At 61.3% G+C, this 14,739-nt stretch carries 15 protein-coding genes; 5 read left to right on the forward strand and 10 right to left on the reverse strand.

Annotated elements, in window-relative coordinates; translation table 11 throughout:
- Nucleotides 1-26: 26 nt before the first annotated feature.
- Complete coding sequence (locus tag KY465_RS10435; protein ID WP_219201580.1) at nt 27-2,279, reverse strand: AGE family epimerase/isomerase; 2,253 nt, start codon at nt 2,277-2,279, stop codon at nt 27-29.
- Between the two features lie 350 nt (nt 2,280-2,629).
- On the opposite strand from KY465_RS10435, the gene KY465_RS10440 reads away from it, so the two are divergent.
- From KY465_RS10440 to KY465_RS10450, 3 genes are all read left to right on the forward strand, one after another.
- Nucleotides 2,630-2,950, forward strand: coding sequence for a (2Fe-2S)-binding protein (locus KY465_RS10440; RefSeq protein ID WP_219201581.1), 321 nt, complete (start codon nt 2,630-2,632; stop codon nt 2,948-2,950).
- A gap of 212 nt (nt 2,951-3,162) precedes the next feature.
- Nucleotides 3,163-3,324 (forward strand): DUF3096 domain-containing protein, encoded by a 162-nt coding sequence (locus KY465_RS10445; protein ID WP_219201582.1) that lies wholly within the window; start codon nt 3,163-3,165, stop codon nt 3,322-3,324.
- Nucleotides 3,325-3,451: 127 nt separating this feature from the next.
- Nucleotides 3,452-3,907 (forward strand): hypothetical protein, encoded by a 456-nt coding sequence (locus tag KY465_RS10450; protein ID WP_219201583.1) that lies wholly within the window; start codon nt 3,452-3,454, stop codon nt 3,905-3,907.
- A gap of 95 nt (nt 3,908-4,002) precedes the next feature.
- On the opposite strand, the gene KY465_RS10455 is transcribed toward KY465_RS10450, so the two are convergent.
- The 9 genes from KY465_RS10455 to hemP all read right to left on the reverse strand — a co-directional run bounded on the left by KY465_RS10455 (nt 4,003) and on the right by hemP (nt 11,894).
- On the reverse strand, nt 4,003-4,158 hold the full coding sequence (locus KY465_RS10455) for a DUF2474 domain-containing protein (protein WP_219201787.1): 156 nt from the start codon (nt 4,156-4,158) through the stop codon (nt 4,003-4,005).
- Nucleotides 4,158-5,195, reverse strand: coding sequence for a cytochrome d ubiquinol oxidase subunit II (gene cydB / locus KY465_RS10460; protein ID WP_428982977.1), 1,038 nt, complete (start codon nt 5,193-5,195; stop codon nt 4,158-4,160). Before cydB ends, KY465_RS10455 begins: the two co-directional genes overlap by 1 nt.
- Nucleotides 5,192-6,640, reverse strand: a complete 1,449-nt coding sequence (locus tag KY465_RS10465) for a cytochrome ubiquinol oxidase subunit I (protein WP_219201584.1) — start codon at nt 6,638-6,640, stop codon at nt 5,192-5,194. The genes cydB and KY465_RS10465 overlap by 4 nt, the downstream gene beginning before the upstream one ends.
- A gap of 281 nt (nt 6,641-6,921) precedes the next feature.
- Complete coding sequence (locus KY465_RS10470) at nt 6,922-7,746, reverse strand: SDR family NAD(P)-dependent oxidoreductase (protein WP_219201585.1); 825 nt, start codon at nt 7,744-7,746, stop codon at nt 6,922-6,924.
- A gap of 56 nt (nt 7,747-7,802) precedes the next feature.
- On the reverse strand, nt 7,803-8,609 hold the full coding sequence (locus tag KY465_RS10475) for a heme ABC transporter ATP-binding protein (protein ID WP_219201777.1): 807 nt from the start codon (nt 8,607-8,609) through the stop codon (nt 7,803-7,805).
- A gap of 11 nt (nt 8,610-8,620) precedes the next feature.
- Nucleotides 8,621-9,721 carry a FecCD family ABC transporter permease gene (locus tag KY465_RS10480; RefSeq protein WP_219201586.1) on the reverse strand — a complete coding sequence of 367 codons (1,101 nt, stop codon included), beginning with the start codon at nt 9,719-9,721 and terminating at the stop codon, nt 8,621-8,623.
- A 2-nt stretch (nt 9,722-9,723) separates the two neighbouring features.
- The gene (locus KY465_RS10485) at nt 9,724-10,617 is read right to left on the reverse strand and encodes a heme/hemin ABC transporter substrate-binding protein (protein WP_219201587.1); all 894 of its coding nucleotides are present in this window, start codon (nt 10,615-10,617) and stop codon (nt 9,724-9,726) included.
- Complete coding sequence (locus KY465_RS10490) at nt 10,614-11,669, reverse strand: hemin-degrading factor (RefSeq protein ID WP_219201588.1); 1,056 nt, start codon at nt 11,667-11,669, stop codon at nt 10,614-10,616. The genes KY465_RS10485 and KY465_RS10490 overlap by 4 nt, the downstream gene beginning before the upstream one ends.
- Nucleotides 11,670-11,681: 12 nt before the next feature.
- Nucleotides 11,682-11,894, reverse strand: a complete 213-nt coding sequence (gene hemP / locus KY465_RS10495; protein WP_219201589.1) for a hemin uptake protein HemP — start codon at nt 11,892-11,894, stop codon at nt 11,682-11,684.
- 336 nt (nt 11,895-12,230) lie between these two features.
- Here hemP and KY465_RS10500 point away from each other — a divergent pair, with 336 nt between their 5' ends.
- On the forward strand, nt 12,231-14,279 hold the full coding sequence (locus KY465_RS10500) for a TonB-dependent hemoglobin/transferrin/lactoferrin family receptor (RefSeq protein ID WP_219201590.1): 2,049 nt from the start codon (nt 12,231-12,233) through the stop codon (nt 14,277-14,279).
- 2 nt (nt 14,280-14,281) lie between these two features.
- Complete coding sequence (locus tag KY465_RS10505) at nt 14,282-14,722, forward strand: hypothetical protein (protein WP_219201591.1); 441 nt, start codon at nt 14,282-14,284, stop codon at nt 14,720-14,722.
- Nucleotides 14,723-14,739 lie beyond the last annotated feature (17 nt).

Raw genomic sequence — 14,739 nt, forward strand, 5'->3', positions numbered from 1 at the left:
TGCCTTGGAAAGCCGTCGCGCGCGGCTTACTTCACCGGCGGCAAAGCCTTCTCATAATCGAGATACTCAACCAGAGCACAGAAGACGTGATAGAATGAGCTGGTGGGCATGGTGGTGGAGATCACCCGCCCGCGCGCGTCAAGCTGATCATACCAGCCACCCTTGACCGGCGCCGTGAGATAGCGGTTGAAGATGACGTCCAACATGCGGATGAACAGGGTCTCATCGCCGGGCAGACCAGCGGCGCGAACCCGCAAGCCGGCCTTCAAAGCCTCCGTTTGCGGCCAGAGACGCGAAGTTTCCGACATCTGCGAGCCGTCAGGGGCCATGTGATCGCAGACCGCATCCGTGCCGCGCAAGTGGCCGAAGGCGTGGCTGGTGGCATAGAGCTTGCGGCAATAGTCGCGCACCTGACGATCGCCGGCGACCTCCCCATAGCGCAAAAGCAGCCAGATCCACTCATAGTGATGCCCCGGTTCGATGCGGGCATCGGCGCCGGTCTTCTCGCTCCAGCCGTGGCCGAAATATTCGGTGACGCTCCAGGTCGCGTCGTTGAAGAAGTGCCGCCGGAACAGGTCCACAAGCTTGGTGGCCCGATCGAGAAATTGCCTCTCGCCAGTGGCATCGTACCAGGCCAGCATGGCCTCGAGCGCATGCATATGCGGGTTGGCGCGGCGGTAGTCAACGCGCCGGGTCGTCTCGAAAAAGCCGCCATCGACAGGGTCGGAGAGGTGCTGATCGACGAATTCAAGGGTGCGATCGGCCCATTCCCGCGCCGCTGGCCACTTCTTGGCGCGCCACAGCCAGGCCAGCGCGAACAGGACGAAAAACTGATCATAGGCGTCGCGCTGGTCATCGAGCACGCTGCCATCCGGGTTGAAGCGGTGGATCCAGCCGCCATCGGCATGCCAGCCGGTGCCGGTCAGCGTATCAAAGCAGTGATGCAGCACCGAATCCGACGGGCCATCCCAGCCGATCATCGAGGCATGGGCGAAACAGTAGATCTGGCGCGCCAGCACGCGCAGGCGCTTGTAGCCGAGGTCAGCCGGCGTGCCATCGTGCGTGAGCGCCTCGTGCACACCTCCGCCGACGAAGTCGATCCCGCTCGTCGACCAGCGCGGCAAGGCGTGATCGAACAGCCATTTGCGGATGTTGGCCACGGCGGGAACCGGACGTCCCGAATGGGCCACGGCAAGCGGCGGCCAATCGATGCCGCGCACCATCTCAGCGAGGTTCTTGACCATGTAGGCGCGCTCGCGATGGGTGATCAACAGGGCATCGGGCTGCGACACCACAACCAGGTCGTTGAGGCCCGCAACGGCGAGAAGCCGATCCTCGGAACGCAGATAGCTGTTGTTGACATCGATGGTCAGGACGTTGCCAAAGCGGGCATTGCCATGCTCATCGCGCTGCGATGCTTCGTGCAACTGGGTCCAGGAGCCCAGGTCGCTCCACTCGAAGCTGGCTTCCACGACGCCGATTTTCTCCGCCTTTTCCATGATGGCATAATCAATGGATATCTTGGGTGCCGCTTCAAAAGCCGTCCGGTCGAGCCGCAGGCACTTGTCATGCCGCGTTGCGTTGTCGACTGCCGCGGCGGCGTGACCCCACACATCCGGCTGTTGGCGCTCGAATTCAGCCGCCATTTCGCCGGCGCGAAACATGAAGATGCCCCCATTCCAGAAGAAGCGCCCCGAGCGCAGGAATCGCTGTGCAGTGCCGAGATCCGGCTTCTCGCGAAAGCGCAGGACGTCATAAATCGGGCCATCGCCGTCGCCGCGCTCGATGTATCCATACTGCGTTTCCGGCCGGGTCGGCGCTATGCCGATGGTCATGATGCCGCCGCGTGCGGCAAGCGCCTCGGCGGCGGTGCGGAGCACCCGGTGAAAACCGGCGAAATCCGGGATCTCATGATCGGAAGGCAGGATGAGAATGATGCGACCCGGATCGTCACGGGCAAGATCGACGATTGCGGCAGCAATCGCCGCCGCCGTGTCGCGGATCGCCGGTTCAAGGATGTATTTTTCAACTTCGGTGATGCTGGCTTCGCCCTGTTCGACCAGCAATTCCTCGAATCCCGCTCCGCCAACGATGCGCGCGGGCAGATAATCCATGCCCTTGCCGCGATAGGCAACGCGCTCCAATGTGTTGACCAGCAGGGACTTGTCGTTGATGAAACTGTGGAATTGCTTGGGCCGGGAGTCCCGCGACATCGGCCAGAGCCGGGAGCCGGCACCGCCGCACAGGATAACGGGTGTCAAGGCGAGCTTGTCGGCCATGATATGTCAGTCTCCCCACAGATGCGGCCGGCGCCTGTCGTCCGTCTTCAGCGCGGCACAGCGGCTGAACGTTTGCACGAACACCAGCCCCGGCGCCCTATAGCAGTTGAGAGGAGCCGGGCAAACACGCGCCCGACGCCGCCTATATGCCTTCTGGTGCAGGGCACGATAACCGAAAAAGCTTTCCAATCTCCTGAAAGTTCGAAACGTCGCTCGGAGACCCCTTAATTTACCGGGCTGCAGTCTGGAATCTTTCTAAACAAGAGAATTTGACTCCTGTTTCATCCCCTTTTATGCAGTTCTTCGATTTCAGCCCGGCGGCGCCGCGGCTTGGGGAAACGGATTTGGCCATGCTGATCTGCCAGTGCAACATCATTGCAAAAAGGGAAATCGAAGCCACCGTGCGTGGCTTTCTCGACGATGATCCGTGGCAGATCATCACACCCCTGCGGGTCTATCACGCGCTGCACAAGCGTGGACGGTGCTGCGGCTGCTTCCCCGATGTCGTCGGGGTCATCGTCGAGACGACGCAGGCCTGGCACCGCGATCAGGCCAGTCCGGAAGACAAGATCGTCGATTTCGTCGCCCGCCTGAAAGCCGAGCATGCCCGTCTCGCGCAATTACAGGCCGAAAACCGGGCCCGGATGAAAAGGGCGCGCGGCGCCGCCTGAAACTCCTTCCGCCGCCTGCCCTGCGAGCCCGCGAGCGCTGCCCCAGGTCCGCCAGCCTAGAGAAACGGCGGTCGGTAGAGATGTTGAAACACGCTGTCCCGCCTTGCCAAACCCCGCAGTGAGCCCAGTTGTCTTGGCGTGGCCGCACACGTCGCGGCGATTCGAAAACCTCCTCGCGGCCCATTCGCTGGCGCCTCGTGACATTCAAGGACATGATCATGGAAGTTACGGCTCTCTCCCCTTTACTGGCACTGCTCGCCGGCATCCTCATTCTCGTGGTGCCGCGGCTTTTGAACTACATCGTGGCGCTCTATCTCATCCTGGTCGGACTGATGGGTCTGTTTCCAGGTTTCATGAACAATCTCGGCGGCTGACGCGACGTCGCGAAATATGGCGGCCTCCCAGCCTCTGCCTCATTGCAGACGCAAAAAAGACAGTGCTGTGATTATTCCGAGGAACTGAGTGGGCGGCTCCGGCGTTGGTGGGGCAAAGGAGATAAACATGCCCGCCACCGCTTTCGTCCTCACTGTTCTCGCCTGTTCGCAGAATGGCCTCGTGTGCCGTGAGGCACAGCCCGCAATGACTTTCGAGAGTGCCGAGCGTTGCGAAGCGGCGATCACGGAGACCCTTGATCGTGTGTCGCGTCGTGGGCCGGAAGTGAAGGCTGGCTGCGTTGCCGAAGAGGTCGCCGAGCGGTCCGGCCGCAAGTGGGCGATCACCGCCACGCGCCAGTTTGCTTCAAGTTTCGAGCGTGTTCCCTTCGAGCCAACCGCGCCGGCCGAAATGGCGGTCACAGAGCCTGCGCCTGCCCCGGAAGCGCGGGAGACAGCGAGCAACAGCTTCGTCCTCCCCTCCTTCGTCGACATGACGACAACCGCGTCGCTGACCCCGGTCGGTTCCGGCCCGGTCGAGACAACGGGACGGGTCAGCATGACGATCGAAATGGCTCAGAAATAAGCTGCTTCCGCACGCCATCTGTATTTCCAGGATACGCCTGAAAGGCTGTTAGTCGATGCGCCGGAGCCCGACATTCTGTACCCGGTATGTCGGCGCTACGGGATCAAGAGCCGGATCAAGAAGGCGAGGATGGCGACGGCCCCGACGCCCGCCAGCCAGAGAGCCAGAAACCAGACAAGGCGGCGTGCCCGGATATTGGGCGCGCCATTGCTCGTCTGTCCGGCTGTGCCCTCGTGCCTCGGATGAGACATCAGTGATACCCGGCTTCGGGGTCGACCTTGCCCCGGAAGACCCAGTAGGCATAGGCGGTGTAGGCCAGGATGATCGGTATCAGAATGCCGGCGCCAATCAGCATGAATATCTGCGCATTGCGGGGCGCCGCGGCTTCATAGATCGTAACCTCGGTCGGCACGATATAGGGGAACATGGATACGCCCAGTCCGATGAAGCACAGCGCGAATATCGCCAGAGAAATGAAGAAGGGCCAGTAATCGTGACGCTGCACGTGCAGCGCGCGGAATAAAAGCGCGGCCAGGGCGAGGACAGCGAGGGCGACGAAGCCCGCCATAGCAATGCCCCAGCCTTGGAACCAGCGACTGTAGTAGCCCTCCTGAAGAAAGGGCGTCCAGAGGCTGACGATACCGATGAACGCGACCGTCCCGAGGCCGAGGAACCAGGCGCGCCGACGCATGCGTTCGCGCAATCCATCCGTTGTCTTCATGATCAGCCAGGTGGCGCCAAGAAGCATGTAGCCAATGGCCACGGCCACTCCGACAGTCAGCGAAAACGGCGTCAGCCAGTCCCACCAGCCGCCGGCATAGGTGCGCCCGCCTTCATCAATATCAATTCCCTGCAACAATGCGCCCAGCGCGATCCCCTGCGCCAGGGAAGCGACGGTCGATCCGCCGATGAAAGCAATGTCCCAGACGCTGCGCCATCGTTCTGTGCGCCAGCGGAATTCGAAGGCCACACCGCGGAAGATCAAGGCCAGCAGCATCGCCGTCAAGGGGGCATAGAGGGCCGGCAGAATCAACGCATAGGCCAGGGGAAAGGCTGCGAGCAGACCGCCGCCGCCGAGCACCAGCCAGGTTTCGTTGCCGTCCCAGACCGGGGCGACGGAGTTCATCATGATGTCGCGATCGCCGCGCCGACGCTCGACCGCAAAAAGCATGCCGAGTCCAAGGTCGAATCCGTCGAGGACGACATAAACGAGGACCGCGAAGGCGATAAGAAATGCCCAGATGAAAGTCAGATCGAAGGAGACACCATCGGCAAGTGGCATGGTCATTCTCCCTTTCTCGGATCTTGCGGCCGCCGGCTGGTTTGCTCAGGGGCCGGAGTGATGCCGGCCGCGCGGATCGGCCCGTCGCTGACATCCTTGAGCCGGGGTTCGTCGAAGACCGGCGGGCGCCCCATCAACCGCAGAATATAAAAGGTGCCGGCGCCGAAGACCGCGAAGTAGATCACGATGAAGGCAATGAGCGAAGCGCCGACAGCTGGTGCGGCGAGCGGCGCGACGCTGTCGCTGGTGCGCAGCAGCCCGTAGACGGTGAAGGGCTGACGCCCGACCTCCGTGGTGATCCAGCCGGCGAGAACGGCGATCAGTCCGGAAGGCGCCATGAGGACGGCTGCACGGTGCAGGCCGGAGTCCTCGAAGAGCCGGCCGCGCCAGCGCGCCCAAAGCGACCAAAGCCCTATTCCAAGCATGGCGAAGCCGAGTGCCACCATGATGCGGAACGCCCAGAAAACGATTGCCACAGGCGGCTGGTCGGCATCGGGGACGGTGTCCAGACCCGCCATCGGGGCGTTCAATTCGTGTCGCAGGATCAGAGAGCTGAGCTTCGGGATGCCGAAGGCATAATCAAGTCGCTGCTCGCGATCGTTGGGAATGCCGAAGAGATAGAGCGGCGCCCCATCCGGGTAGCTCTGATAGTGGCCTTCCATGGCCATCACCTTGGCCGGCTGATGTTCCAGCGTATTCAGACCATGCAGATCTCCCAGGAAGATCTGCAGGGGAGCGACGATGACCGCCATCCACATGGCCATGGAGAACATCGTCCGGGTTGCGGCGCTGGCCTCTTCACGGCGCCGGCGCCGGCGCAACAGGTGCCAGGCACCGACGCCGCCGACGATAAAGGCCGTCGTCAGATAGGCCGCGGTCACGGTGTGCAGAAGGCGGTAGGGGAAGGACGGGTTGAAGATGACTTTCCAGAAATCCTCCGGAAGGAACTGTCCGGTCTGCGGGTCGATCGAGAAGCCGGCAGGGGTATGCATCCAGCTGTTGACGCTGAGGATCCAGAAGGCGGAAAAGAACGTACCGAAGGCGACGGCGGCGCAGGCCGCCATGTGCAGGGCCGGCCCGACCCGGTCGCGGCCGAACAGCATGATGCCGAGAAATCCGGCTTCGAGGAAAAAGGCCGAAAGCACTTCATAGGCCATCGGCGCGCCGATCACCGGGCCGGCGCGATCGGAGAACACCGACCAGTTGGTGCCGAACTGGTAGGACATGACGATCCCCGATACGACGCCCATGGCAAAGGCCAGCGCGAAGATCTTGACCCAGTAGCGGAAGAGATCGAGATATTTGTGGTCCTTCGTGAACAGCCAGAGTCCGTTAAGGACGGCGAGATAGCTCGCCAGGCCGATGGTGAAGGCGGGGAAAAGGAAATGAAAGCTGACAGTGAAGGCGAACTGGATGCGGGCGAGAAGAACGGCATCGAAGGATGCGAGCATGGTTTGCCTCTCTCGTTTCGCGCCGCCGGCGCGCGGATGTCTGCTGACCCCAAGCCTTCAGCAGGACGTGCTCTTCAGCTACTGAAGTCACCGCCGGCTGCATCCGGCAGCTTTTGTGTTCGCGTGAGCATGCGCCCCGCACACCATCGACGTCAACGGATCCACCGGCGGTTGCGTCAAAATGCAGCGCCGCGCCTTGGGGCGTAAGATGTCGATCGCCGCATCGCGCGGCCGCAAGACCGGGTCTCGCGTCGACGACAGTGCGGTCCACCGTTCCAGGATCAGGCCTGTTGGGCGCCCCCGAGGTATCCGGAGATGCGGTCTTCGATGGCGCGGACGACACGCGCCGCCGTTTCGGCATCCGCGGCGTCGGCATGGGGCGCGCTGAAGCGGCCGGCGTCATTGTCGAAATATTTCCCGGACGCGCCGGCGAATTCATCCGACAGGGCGGCGCGGAACAGGATGTCCGCTCCGATGCCGACATCGTTGCCGGAAATGCCGTAACCCTGCCGCACCATGTTGGTTGCCAGAAGCGAGCCCGGATTGACGGCGACGGTCACCGGGCCATCCTGGCGGCGTTCGCCGGCGAGGGCCGCGCTCCACATCGTCAGCGCCAGCTTGCTCTGGGCATAGGCCTGCATTGCCTCCAGTCGCCTGCGTCCGGACATCGCATCAAGGTCTACCGGCGCCTGTGCGGCGGAGGACAGATGCACGATGCGACCATCCGCCGGCATCAGCTGCAGGAGGAGCCGCGTCAGGAGCGCCGGGGCGAATGTATTGACGAGGAAGCGGACATCTTCTCCGCCGGAGGTGACCGGATGGTCCGTCTTCAGGACGCCGGCATTGTTGATCAGCACGTCGATGCGCTCGTGCTTTTGTCTTACAGCGCCGGCCAGCCGCGCCACATCGCCGAGATCGGAGAGGTCAGCCTGAAAGGTCTCGACTCCGGCTGATCCTGAAAGGGCCTGCAATTCTTGCGCCGTCGTCGCCAGCTTTTCCTGGTTTCGCCCGTGGATCAACAGGACGTGCCCTGCTTTGCCAAGTCTGAGCGCCGCGGCGCGACCGATGCCGTCCGTTGCGCCGGTGATCAGGATTGTCTTGGTCATGTCGATCCTTTCGCGAACCGGGGCGTCGCCGAGCTCAGACAATACCCGTTTAACGATCAATCGCCGATAGCGGCTCCTGTGACAAGGTGCGGAAGGACAAACAGGTCATTTGACGGTTTGGCACCGACACGCAACTGGCAGCCAAATGTTTCAGATAGTGCAGCGTCCGTCATGGCCAATTGAGGAGGCCCTGAAGCGACCACCTGGCCTCGCGACAACAACACGACGTGATTGGCGAACATGGCGGTCAGGTTCAGGTCGTGCATGACGGCGATCACGCCGCCGCCGCGCCGCGCATAATCGGCCGCCAGTTCCATGACGCCGATCTGATGTCTGATATCCAGGCTCGACACTGGCTCGTCGAGAAACAGCCAACGCGGACCGCTTGCATCCACAGGCTCCCAGATCTGGCACAGGACCCGCGCCAGCTGCACGCGCTGGCGCTCGCCTCCGGAAAGTTCCTGATAGAAGCGACCGGCAAAGCCCTCCAGATCGACTGCCGCCAGTGCCTCGGCCACCCTGCGCTTGCGGCAGACATGACGATCTGACGGCTCTCCAAGCGCGGAGATGCCAATGCGCACAACCTCGGACACCGTAAAGGGAAAGCTGAGCTTTGTTTCCTGGGCAAGAACACCGCGGCGGTCCGCCATCTGGTGCGCCTTGAGACCCCTGATGTCGCGGCCATTGAGGCGAATTGTTCCTGAATGCGGCAGGTCGCCACACAGTGCTTTCAAAAGCGTTGTTTTACCGGAGCCGTTCGGCCCTGCGATCACGGTCAACCCTCCCGCCTTCGCCGCGAAATCGATTCCGCGGAGGATGACTCGACGAGCAAACTGTACGGTCAGGCCCTCTGCTTCAACCATGATCGTGGTCCTCAAAGGTCGATGATCCCGCGCCGGCGCAGCAGGATCCAAAGGAAGAATGGTGCGCCGATGGCGGCGGTGACAATGCCGATCGGCAATTCCGCCGGCGGAACGACGGTCCTGCTGATGCAATCAGCGAAGATGAGAAACACGGCACCCAGCAAGCCGGAGGCCGGAAGCAGGTACCGATGATCCGGACCAATCAGAAGCCTGAGAACATGCGGCACGATGATGCCGACAAAGCCGATGCCCCCGGAAACGGCGACGGAGGCGCCGGTTGCCGCGGCAATTGCGAAGATGGCGGTGTTCTTCACCGCCTGCAGTGAAACCCCCATGTGAACCGCGGCCGCTTCGCCAAAAGCCAGCGCATTGAGCCCGCGCGCGAGATAGACGCTGGCGGCCAGCGACGGGGCGATGATCGGGAGCACAGAGAATACCTTCTCCCACGTTGCACCGGCCAGCGAACCCAGGCTCCAGAATGAAATCTGGCGAAGTTGCTGATCGTCGGCAACGAAGATCAGCAAGCCGGTCATGGCAAGCGCAAAGGCGCCAAGCGCGATGCCGGCAAGCAGCATCGTCGCTACCGACGTGCGGCGCTCGCGCGTGGCGATGCTGTAGAGGATGTAAGTCGAGGCAAGACCGCCGAGAAAGGCTGCGAAGGGCAACGCGTTCGATCCTGCCCACCCGGCGTAGGAGGCAAACACCGTGCCGCCGAGAACAATGATGGAAACCGCGCCCAGGCTCGCTCCGGCGGATACGCCGACGATTCCCGGGTCTGCAAGCGGATTGCGAAACAGGCCCTGCATGACGGCGCCGGACATGGCGAGAGCAGCGCCGACCATTCCCCCCATGATCACACGCGGCAAACGGACACTCAGGATCACGATCCGGTCCACCTCCCGCAGTCCTTGCCCGTCGTCCAGGCCGGCCCAGGTCATGAGAATAGGAAGGGTTGGCGCATCGAATGCGCCGACATGCAGCGCGGCGCCTGCGCTTACAACCGTCATCGCCGCCAGGACGAGAAGAACGAAACGAGCTCGCACGGACCGATCGCCTTCGAGAGGAGCCTGAGGGGCCAGCGCCGCTTGACCTGAGAATCGGTGCTGAAGCATGCTCAATCGCCGGAGGCCGGGCTGCTCTTGTAGAGCGCTTCACTCAATTCGCGCGCCGCCTGAGCGGTTCGCGGCCCATATCCCAGGATGAACAGACCATCCATGCCGATGACCTTGCCGTGTTTGCCGGCGGGGGTTGCGGCAATTGTCGGATGAGCAAGCACTTCGGCGTCACTCGACGCATCACGGCCGCCGCGCATCCTCAGAATCAGATCGGGCGCCGCCTCGATCACGGCTTCATGGGACACCTCCTTGTAGCCGTCGAACCCGGACAGAGCATTGACGCCGCCCGCGAGCGCAATGATGCCATCCGCATGGGTCTGGCTTCCGCTTGCCATCAGTCTTCCCCCCTGGACGGAGAGAAGAAACAGCACTCGGCGCTTGTCTTTTCTCCCGGACGCAACGGCTTTCGCAGCCGCGAGGTCGGCGGCAACTTTCTCGGCCAGTTCGGCTCCCGCCTGCTCGCGTCCCAGCGCCTTGGCCGTGGCATGGATCTTGGCGAGGATGGACGTGCTTTCGTAGCCATCGGGAATGACGACGACCGGAATACCTGCCTGGGAGATAACCTTGGCAGCTTCCGGCGGCCCGAAGCCCTCGAGAGCGAGGATCAAGTCCGGATTGACCGACAGAACGCCCTCGGGCGAAAGCTGGCGGATATAGCCGACATCGGGAAGGTCTTTGGCCGCCTCGGGATATACGCTTGTGCTGTCGCGTGCGATCATCCGGTCTTCCTCACCCAGGGCATAGATGATTTCCGTGAGTGAGCCTCCAATGACGGCGATGCGGCTGGGCTGGCCAGCCCTGGCAGGAAGGGCGTTCAGTGCCAGGCACGAAAAGACCAGGGCTGTTAATATGCCTGTCAGTTGGTTCGATTTCAGTCTTCGTGCCGGATTCATGCTGTCATCGCCCTCTCTTCGTGGGGGAGCGGCAGTTGTTCCATGATCCGGCGCCAAACCGCGTTTTCATCCTGACCTTCAACACGCTTGCCGAAAAACTGGACGATGAGATTGCCGGCCTCGTCATAGGCTTCCAGCGAGGTGACATGCCCCTTGTCGGTTGGCTTGCGGACAGCCCAAACCTCTTTGACGTGGTCCTGGCGCAGGTGCAGGTTGAAGCCCGGATCGAGCACATTCAGCCACGGCCCCATTTCCTTGATCGTTTCAATCGGACCGGAATGGATCTGGATGCACCCGGGATTGCCGACAAAGCACATGATCGGCAGTTTCTCGGTTGCCGAGAGCTGGAGCATGGCGCCGATGGAGGCGTTGTCGATCCGCCATGCAAAATCGTCGCCGACAGCACGCACGGCGGCGATGCGGTCCAAATCCAGTTCCCTGAGTATCGAGACGAACTGGTGGGTATCGGTCATGCGACGCCAGCGATCGCGCAGTTCATCCAAGGGAATTTCTGCATCCGGTCGTCCGGAGATGGGGGACTTGGATTCAAGCGCGACGCTGGCTGACTGGTCATCATGGGCAAATCTGGCGACGAGGTCATGCCAGGCAGCAAGCCTGGTGGCCGGGCGCGAATGGATCTTGTGAACCGCCTCGCCACAGGCATCAAAGAACTGCAGGCTATGGCGAAGGATGTCGCCGTCGCGCGATTCCACCGCGAATGCATGAACCCAATGCTTGGCGAACATGCGCATATCGATGGCCTCGCCCAGCATCATCGCGGCAAACTTTCCGCCATGGAAATTGTCATAGACGCCGATCTTCTCGTGGACGGCACTTTCGTTTCGAGTGAGGGCCATCACCTCGCCGAGGGCCTCAAGTTCCTGAAAGATCAGATTGAAATCAAGCTTCAGGCGCGTTGTCCCTTGGCCGCACCAGGCTGCCACATAGGTCGCTTCGGCGATGTTGAGGGAAGTTGCCAGATCGCGTGCGCGCATTGCCGGATTGGCCGCCGCCGCCGCTCGTATCGCGGCAGGGTCGAGTGTTCTTGTCATTGCCGAAGCCTCTTATTTGTTGAGAATCAATCTGTCTTGCCGCGTGATCTTCAGGCGGTAGAGCGCCCCCTGGTGGGTGATTCCGATCTCGTTGGACGTCCCGAACAATTGCTTGCTGTCAAAGACCGGGATCTGTGGCGCAAAGGATGCAGGCGTCGCCGGCGCGGGAATCGACTCGGACGATGATGCGCGATCGCGATCAGTCTGGCTGTTGATGTCACTCATACTGGAAATTTCCCTCGTCTCGCTGGGCTGGCGGCATGCTGGCTGGGCGAGGGTTGATGGTCATGCGTTATTTCTTGACAAGAATTATCATGTTTTATATCGAACACAATAGGTGAGTGAAAAAATCATGTTTTTGCTCACGCCACAAATGCCAGCAAGCCCACGCCAGCCAGCACTCAACGTTCTTCCAGGAGTAGGGTTATGGGTTTGGCTACGCGCCGCAGTGCGCATCTCAGGTGTGGTATCGCATTATTTGTTGTGGCGATCGGACAGGATGTCCTTGCCCAGGAGTCTTTCGGACAGGAAACGGACGCTGCCTTGACACAGGCGTCAGGCATGACGCTGCTCGAAAGGCTGGTCGTTGGCGCCGGCCAGGAGAAGGTTGCAATAGACACGCCCCAGGCGGTGACCGTCGTCGGCCAGCAAGACATTGACCGGGAACAGGCGACGCTTATCGGTGATGTGCTCAAGCGTATTCCCGGCGTCAACACGTCCGGGTCCGATCGGGCCTTCGGGCAGACCTTCAACATCCGCGGGATCGGAGCCCCCGAGAACGCCGGCGAGGAAGGCCGGATCATTGTCAATGTCGATGGTGTCAACAAGTTTTACGAACAGTACCGGATGGGCGGGTTCTTTTCCGATCCCGAGCTTTACAAGAAGGTGGAGGTGCTGCGCGGGCCAGCGTCCTCGACGCTCTACGGTTCCGGCGCGCTTGGCGGCGTCATCAATTTCACCACCAAGGACGCCTCGGATTTCATCGACCCCGGCAAGAATGGCGCCTTGAGGCTGAAGGGAAGCTATTCCTCCAATGAACAGGGCTGGCTCAGTTCCTTCGTACTGGCTCAACGGCTAAGTTCGGACGCCGAAGTCCTGCTGACCGGCAACTATCGCACAGCCGACAATTACACCGCCGGCGACGGTACCGAGATCCGCTCCACCTTCTTCGACACCTGGTCGGGCCTTGCCAAGGTCACAGCGAATGTCGGCGATGAAGGCCGTGCACGACTGTCCTACCAGCGGTGGGACTCCGATGCCGACGGACAGGATTACGCCCAATCGGGTTCGGATGCCGTTGTCATGGGCACCCCCACTTTCGGCTATGTCGACCGGCATGTGGTGGACGACACGATCGTGGCTTCCTACGAAAACCCCTTCTCCGGCAATGATTGGCTGGATCTGAAGCTTTCGGCCTCCTACTCGAACACCACGACCGAGCAGCGCAATGCCACCGGCAATCCGATGTTCGGCCTCACCTGCGCAAGCAGCGCACTGTTCTGCGACACGGACTACGGCTATCTCACCGCTCAGTTCAACATCGAGAACACCTCGGAATTTCATGGCGACAACTGGGACAGCTATCTGACCTATGGCTGGCAGTTTGCTCACCAGGAAAGGTCGGCGGACGTTCTGACCGAATCGGCCAGCAGCATCGAATTTCACCCCGGCGGCAGCGACCTGCGCAACGGCTTGTTCGTTCAGAATGAGTTCCTCTTGGGCGAGAGTTTCACGCTTGTCACCGGAGTTCGTTTTGACACCCGACGACTTTCTCCCGACGCTTCAACCGGCGTCAGTGGCGAGTTCACCGACACCGCCGTCTCGCCGAAAGTCGCCGCGCATTACCGGTTCAATGACACCGTGGCCGTCTTCGGCTCCTTCGCTCATACCGAACGCTTTCCGACGATCGATGAGGTCTTCTCGACGACATCGAGCCGATCCGCATTCCTTCCGAGCTTCGGACTGGAAAAGGAGAAATCGGACAATTGGGAAGGCGGGATTGCGTTGTCGGGTTACGATGTCTTCCGCCCCGGCGACAGCGTTCAGATGAAGGCCACCTATTTCAACAATACCATCCAGGATCTGATCGCCCTCAACCCCGCTCTCGTGCCTGGCTTCAATAATACGCAAGGCTACGTGAATATCGATCGCGCCCGCATCCACGGCGTGGAGATCGAGCTCGCCTACGATTCCGAATATGTCTTCGGGTCAGTCGGCTATTCCCATGTCATTGGGCGCAACACCACCAATGATCAGTATCTGACCACAATCGCCCCGGACGAACTTTCCTTCACCATCGGCGGTCGACTACCCGACCGGGGAATCGAGTTCGGCCTGAAATCGCGCCTTGTTGCCGATCCGCAGGATTCGTGCCGCCAGTCCACTGTGTCTGTCACCTGCCCTGGCGCCAGCGCAAGTCGCTTCTCTCAGTCCTTCAACGTTCACGACGTCTATCTCACCTGGGCGCCGAAAGACGGACAGTTTGCCGGATGGGAAACGCAATTCGGCATCGACAACATCTTTGACCGCAATCACAAGGAATTTCTCAATAACGACTACGCCAAGGGTCGGACGTTCAAGATCTCACTCGCCAAGAAATTCGGATGGTGAGAATGACCCGAGCATTCGCACGTCTGATCTTTCTCATTGCGCTGTCAGCGTTGCTGTCGGCGCCAAGCGCCAACGCTCAGGAAGGGCCGGCGCATGCTGGCCTTTCCCTGGAACTCAACCGGCTTGAGCAGAATGGCCCGGCCTGCCGCGCGACCTTCGTCGCAACGAATGGCTTTGATGAAAATCTCAAGGAGACCGCCTTCGAGGTGGTGACGTTTGATCGAAGGGGTCTCATCGACCTCATGACGGTGATCGATTTCGGCGCCTTGCCTGAAGGCAAGACCATGGTCCGCCGGTTCGATCTGCCGCAAACCGTTTGTGGCGAGATGTCGCGCATTCTCGTCAATTCTGTTTCCCGCTGCGCCGGGGAAACCGTCGACATCGCCCGCTGCCGGGCAAGTTTCACCACCGAAAATCATGCCGAAATCAAGTTCGGCCTCTAATCTCACAAGGCTTTCTG

Origin of the sequence: Neohoeflea coraliihabitans (genome assembly GCF_019334345.1) — a bacterium.
In the GTDB taxonomy this organism is placed as follows: domain Bacteria; phylum Pseudomonadota; class Alphaproteobacteria; order Rhizobiales; family Rhizobiaceae; genus Pseudohoeflea; species Pseudohoeflea coraliihabitans.

Bases quoted from the DNA above. Each gene is read 5' to 3' on its own strand.
- KY465_RS10435 (WP_219201580.1), bottom strand. From the start codon at position 2,279: ATGGCCGACAAGCTCGCCTTGACACCCGTTATCCTGTGCGGCGGTGCC.
- KY465_RS10440 (WP_219201581.1), top strand. From the start codon at position 2,630: ATGCTGATCTGCCAGTGCAACATCATTGCAAAAAGGGAAATCGAAGCC.
- KY465_RS10445 (WP_219201582.1), top strand. From the start codon at position 3,163: ATGATCATGGAAGTTACGGCTCTCTCCCCTTTACTGGCACTGCTCGCC.
- KY465_RS10450 (WP_219201583.1), top strand. From the start codon at position 3,452: ATGCCCGCCACCGCTTTCGTCCTCACTGTTCTCGCCTGTTCGCAGAAT.
- KY465_RS10455 (WP_219201787.1), bottom strand. From the start codon at position 4,158: ATGTCTCATCCGAGGCACGAGGGCACAGCCGGACAGACGAGCAATGGC.
- cydB (WP_428982977.1), bottom strand. From the start codon at position 5,195: ATGACCATGCCACTTGCCGATGGTGTCTCCTTCGATCTGACTTTCATC.
- KY465_RS10465 (WP_219201584.1), bottom strand. From the start codon at position 6,640: ATGCTCGCATCCTTCGATGCCGTTCTTCTCGCCCGCATCCAGTTCGCC.
- KY465_RS10470 (WP_219201585.1), bottom strand. From the start codon at position 7,746: ATGACCAAGACAATCCTGATCACCGGCGCAACGGACGGCATCGGTCGC.
- KY465_RS10475 (WP_219201777.1), bottom strand. From the start codon at position 8,609: ATGGTTGAAGCAGAGGGCCTGACCGTACAGTTTGCTCGTCGAGTCATC.
- KY465_RS10480 (WP_219201586.1), bottom strand. From the start codon at position 9,721: ATGCTTCAGCACCGATTCTCAGGTCAAGCGGCGCTGGCCCCTCAGGCT.
- KY465_RS10485 (WP_219201587.1), bottom strand. From the start codon at position 10,617: ATGAATCCGGCACGAAGACTGAAATCGAACCAACTGACAGGCATATTA.
- KY465_RS10490 (WP_219201588.1), bottom strand. From the start codon at position 11,669: ATGACAAGAACACTCGACCCTGCCGCGATACGAGCGGCGGCGGCGGCC.
- hemP (WP_219201589.1), bottom strand. From the start codon at position 11,894: ATGAGTGACATCAACAGCCAGACTGATCGCGATCGCGCATCATCGTCC.
- KY465_RS10500 (WP_219201590.1), top strand. From the start codon at position 12,231: ATGACGCTGCTCGAAAGGCTGGTCGTTGGCGCCGGCCAGGAGAAGGTT.
- KY465_RS10505 (WP_219201591.1), top strand. From the start codon at position 14,282: ATGACCCGAGCATTCGCACGTCTGATCTTTCTCATTGCGCTGTCAGCG.